Origin of the sequence: Nitrosomonas sp. Nm33, assembly GCF_900107265.1 — a bacterium.
In the GTDB taxonomy this organism is placed as follows: domain Bacteria; phylum Pseudomonadota; class Gammaproteobacteria; order Burkholderiales; family Nitrosomonadaceae; genus Nitrosomonas.
This window is the reverse complement of sequence record NZ_FNPJ01000129.1, coordinates 1-3,783: the sequence shown is the minus strand read 5'-3', so window position 1 is coordinate 3,783 and position 3,783 is coordinate 1. Positions and strand designations below refer to the sequence as shown.

Genomic DNA, 3,783 nt, shown 5'->3' with positions numbered 1-3,783 from the left:
CCGGAGCTGGCACACTCCTTATTTGGGAAGCTCTTTGGTGACCGGGGCTATATTTCCCAAGCACTCTTTGAGCAGCTCTGGGAACAGGGTGTGCACGCGAGAAGAAACCTTCACTTAATATCAGATTCACTCAAGCTCTTCCACTTGTAGGGTTGTGATTCTTATGTCGAACTCACGTTAATTGACTAACTTTCAGTTGATATTTCTTGCCATGGGGGATAGCAGGGGTTGTTGGCTTTACGCAGGTCAAATACCGGAACTTGCCCATCGAAACGTACGACAGCGCCCGAAATGAGCGATTTTTTTTATGGAGAATGCACGCCTGGTTGAGTGCATGGCGGGTGGCAAAGTTGTCGCTGGCGCGCCAAACGCGAAGCTTCGTTCTGAGATTATTCCTGGCAACAAGCAAAAGAAAAGTAATGTATCCGATACGAATGACGATGTGCCGCATCCCCCGGCCTCGGTGCGTATCAGCTGGGCACGTTTGCTTAAACGGGTGTTCGATATTGACATTGAGCACTGCCCGCATTGCGGTGGAACCCTGAAAATCATCGCCGCCATCCTGGAATCCGGTTCAATCACTAAAATTCTTGACCATCTCGGCTTGCTCTCCCGAGCGCCACCCAGAGCACCTGTGCAGGTCTTCGATCCTTTCGGGTCTGTCTGAGAGAACCAAGCCCATCTTTTCAGCGCATTCCCTGAATGCACTGACGTCCCCCTGGGCGTCTTTTGCGTGAAGGGTAAAAAAATGGGCCAGAACCAACACTTTTTGCTGCTGATCAAAGACAAATTTTGCGAATTTTGGATGACTTTCCGGTCAGGTTGACGACCAAACTGTTCCTTGGTACATTCGGTTCTCATGAAAAAGTGCATTTATTGTTCCTATACATCATCAGCGAAGAAAATAATCCGAGTCAAACATTTTATTTCCGCCGCTGTCGGCCAGAGCATAGGTAAATCCTTTCTGCACCGCGAAAGCGCCGTGCTCCCCTTTTTTGTTCAGTGCCAGAAAACCAACCTGCACCTCGCGATAATTCAGATTTTTGACAACTAGCCGCTCTATGGCTTTTTTACAAGCGTCCATGGGAGATAAGCCTTGCCGCATTAATTCAACCACAAGATAAGAACCACATATTCTCAACACAGTTTCTCCAACGCCAGTAGCGCAGGCAGCGCCCACTTCATTGTCTACATACATGCCGGCGCCAATGATGGGCGAGTCACCTACACGTCCGCGCATTTTGTAAGCGAGGCCGCTCGTAGTGCACGATCCCGAAAGATTGCCCACAGCATCAATGGCCACCATGCCAATAGTATCGTGATTTTCAATATTGGCTTTTGGTTTGTACTCGCTTCTCTTCAACCACTCCTTGTACGCTTTTTCAGCTGCGGGAGATAATTTTTTTGGCTCCAGCTTGAATCCGTTCTCTAATGCAAACTTCTGCGCGCCAGATCCAACCATCAATACATGCGGCGTTTTTTCCATCACCATCCGCGCTACTGAGACAGGATGTTTAATTCTCTCGAGGAAAGCCACGCCACCACATCTGCCGTTCTCATCCATAATGCTGGCGTCCAGCGTCACTATGCCTTCACGGTCAGGCAAACCACCAAGCCCAACGCTTAAATTCGAAAAATCATCTTCCGTTACCATCACGCCTTTTTCCACTGCGTCCAGGGCTTTTCCTCGGGAATTCAGAATTTTCCAGGCTTCCGCATTAGCCGCCAGTCCGTGATCCCAGGTGGAGATGACCACTGGCTTTTTTCCTGCCTGATCCGTAAAATTTTCCTCCAGGTTTTTTCCAAGTCCGGGAACTCCCGTAATTACCAGTGCCGACAAAGCCGCCGACCTTTTAATGAATTTTCTTCTCGAATTCATATTATGCTTTAACCAAAAATAATAAAAGTTTGGCGCATGATTGGCTAAAAAGCAGGAAATTTGCGGCATGGAGGGGAAGATCATTTATACAGTAGGACATTCAACACATCCTGCGCCTTATTTCCTGGAACTGCTAAAGAGCTATGGCGTGGATTGCCTGATAGATGTGCGCAGCCTGGCTGCAAGCAGGTTTAATCCGCAATATAACAAGAAGGCGCTCGCAGAATTTCTAAGTAAGAAGGAAATTGAATACTATTACATGCCCTGAGAGCGGACTTATTTCGCATCCATGGATGCGCGTTTTCTTTAGTTTTTGGTTAACAATTTTTTGCGCAGGCTGGATTGTGGCGTTACTTCCACCAACTCATCTTCATTGATGAATTCCGAGCTCGGCTTGCCACTTGTTTTATTGCTGGCAGCGCTAGCGAAAAGGGGAAATAGACGTCCTTTTTCGTCAGAGTGAATTAGCAGCTCAAGGCCTGGCCCGAGAAGTCGATACATTGAGAACGAACATCACTCTCAGAGATCATGTCAACGGCTGCGCACCGCAACCCACAAGAGAATCTACACGCATCCGCTCACCACACGGATGCTGGGAAACGCATTCACTATGAGCGACACCGACCGGAAGAGACCACCCTGTACCAATTGGTACAAGAACACATTGAGACCTTCTTTGCACAAGTTGAGACGGAAACCGGTTCGGGCTTGCCCGATTTTGTCAAAGACGAGTTCGATGCGTTTCTTGAATGTGGCATTTTAGCGCATGGCTTTCTGCGCCTGCGCTGTGCTGACTGCAGCCATGAAAAACTGGTTGCCTTTTCCTGCAAACGGCGAGGTTTCTGTCCTTCGTACGGGGGACGGCGCATGGCGCAGACGGCTGCTTCACCTGGTCGATCATGTCATTCCCAATGTACCCATGCGGCAATGGGTGCTTTCATTGCCGATTCCGCTGCGAGTTCTATTCGCGGCCCATCCACAACTACTCTCGCCGGTATTGCAAGTCATTTCGCGCGCCATTTCCACTTTTCTGATCAAACAGGCAGGATTCAAGCGACGTGATGCACAAAGCGGTCGATCACGCTGATTCAGCATTTTGGTTCGGCAGCCAATCTCAACATCCACCTGCATTGTCTGGTACCTGATGGCGTCTATCACATGCAGGACGGCGTACCGGCGTTCCATGGCGTACGCTCACCGACAGCTGAACAACTGCAGACACTGCTTGACCAGATCATCCAACGTATCATGAAAGCATTGACCCGCCACGGCGCGCTCATTGAGGAGGAGGGTATGACTTTTCTCGCCGACATGGAAGCGGATACCGCTTTAGCCCCGCTGCAATCGGCGGCCTGCACCTATCGGATCGCACTGGGTCCACGGGCAGGACAAAAGGTATTGATGTTGAAGACCTTGTCCACGCAAAGCACACAACAGCCTCAGTCAAGCCAGGCGTACTGTGCCAACGCCCACGGCTTCAGTCTGCATGCCAGCGTACGCTGCGCCATGAACCAGCGTGGCAAACTGGAACACTTGTGCCGCTACATTATCCGGCCCGCAATTGCCGAAGAACGCCTGGCGCGCAATAAGGATGGACAAGTGGTGTTGATGCTGAAAACACCTTATCGGGATGGCACGACCCATATCGTGATGTCACCTCTGGAATTCATGCAGCGACTGGCTGCGCTGGTTCCCCGGCCAAGGCGCAATCTCATTCGTTTCCATGGTGTGCTCGCGCCAAACGCGAAGCTTCGTTTTGAGATTATTCCTGGCAACAAGCAAAACAAAAGTAGAGAACTTTGCACGGTCAGAAACAAATTTAGCTGATGAGATGGGATAATTACTCATCAAATCATGTTGTTGGGGTAATTTATATGAGTTTTTCAGATTTTGATGTTACTCGC

General features: G+C 49.7%; 7 protein-coding genes. 5 read left to right on the top strand and 2 right to left on the bottom strand.

The genetic code is table 11. From position 1 onward, the window contains the following. The first annotated feature begins 6 nt into the window (after positions 1 to 6). Both BLV54_RS17400 and BLV54_RS16305 read left to right on the top strand, forming a co-directional pair. A complete protein-coding gene (locus BLV54_RS17400) occupies positions 7 to 150 on the top strand; it encodes a transposase (protein WP_371113308.1) in 144 nt (47 codons plus the stop codon). 157 nt (positions 151 to 307) lie between these two features. Next, positions 308 to 667, top strand: coding sequence for a hypothetical protein (locus BLV54_RS16305; protein ID WP_176969804.1), 360 nt, complete (start codon positions 308 to 310; stop codon positions 665 to 667). 225 nt (positions 668 to 892) lie between these two features. On the opposite strand, the gene BLV54_RS14765 is transcribed toward BLV54_RS16305, so the two are convergent. Then, complete coding sequence (locus BLV54_RS14765; protein ID WP_218132431.1) at positions 893 to 1,948, bottom strand: isoaspartyl peptidase/L-asparaginase family protein; 1,056 nt, start codon at positions 1,946 to 1,948, stop codon at positions 893 to 895. Here BLV54_RS14765 and BLV54_RS14760 point away from each other — a divergent pair. Beyond that, positions 1,947 to 2,147 carry a DUF488 domain-containing protein gene (locus BLV54_RS14760; RefSeq protein WP_090572355.1) on the top strand — a complete coding sequence of 67 codons (201 nt, stop codon included), beginning with the start codon at positions 1,947 to 1,949 and terminating at the stop codon, positions 2,145 to 2,147. The two genes, BLV54_RS14765 and BLV54_RS14760, sit on opposite strands and share 2 nt — an antisense overlap. A 38-nt stretch (positions 2,148 to 2,185) precedes the next feature. On the opposite strand, the gene BLV54_RS14755 is transcribed toward BLV54_RS14760, so the two are convergent. Then, complete coding sequence (locus BLV54_RS14755) at positions 2,186 to 2,380, bottom strand: hypothetical protein (protein WP_090572354.1); 195 nt, start codon at positions 2,378 to 2,380, stop codon at positions 2,186 to 2,188. A 27-nt stretch (positions 2,381 to 2,407) separates the two neighbouring features. Here BLV54_RS14755 and BLV54_RS17395 point away from each other — a divergent pair, with 27 nt between their 5' ends. Together BLV54_RS17395 and BLV54_RS14745 are read left to right on the top strand one after the other, a co-directional pair. After that, complete coding sequence (locus tag BLV54_RS17395) at positions 2,408 to 2,941, top strand: transposase zinc-binding domain-containing protein (RefSeq protein ID WP_090572353.1); 534 nt, start codon at positions 2,408 to 2,410, stop codon at positions 2,939 to 2,941. Positions 2,942 to 2,956: 15 nt separating this feature from the next. After that, on the top strand, positions 2,957 to 3,706 hold the full coding sequence (locus BLV54_RS14745; RefSeq protein ID WP_090572352.1) for a transposase: 750 nt from the start codon (positions 2,957 to 2,959) through the stop codon (positions 3,704 to 3,706). The last annotated feature ends 77 nt before the right edge of the window (positions 3,707 to 3,783 follow it).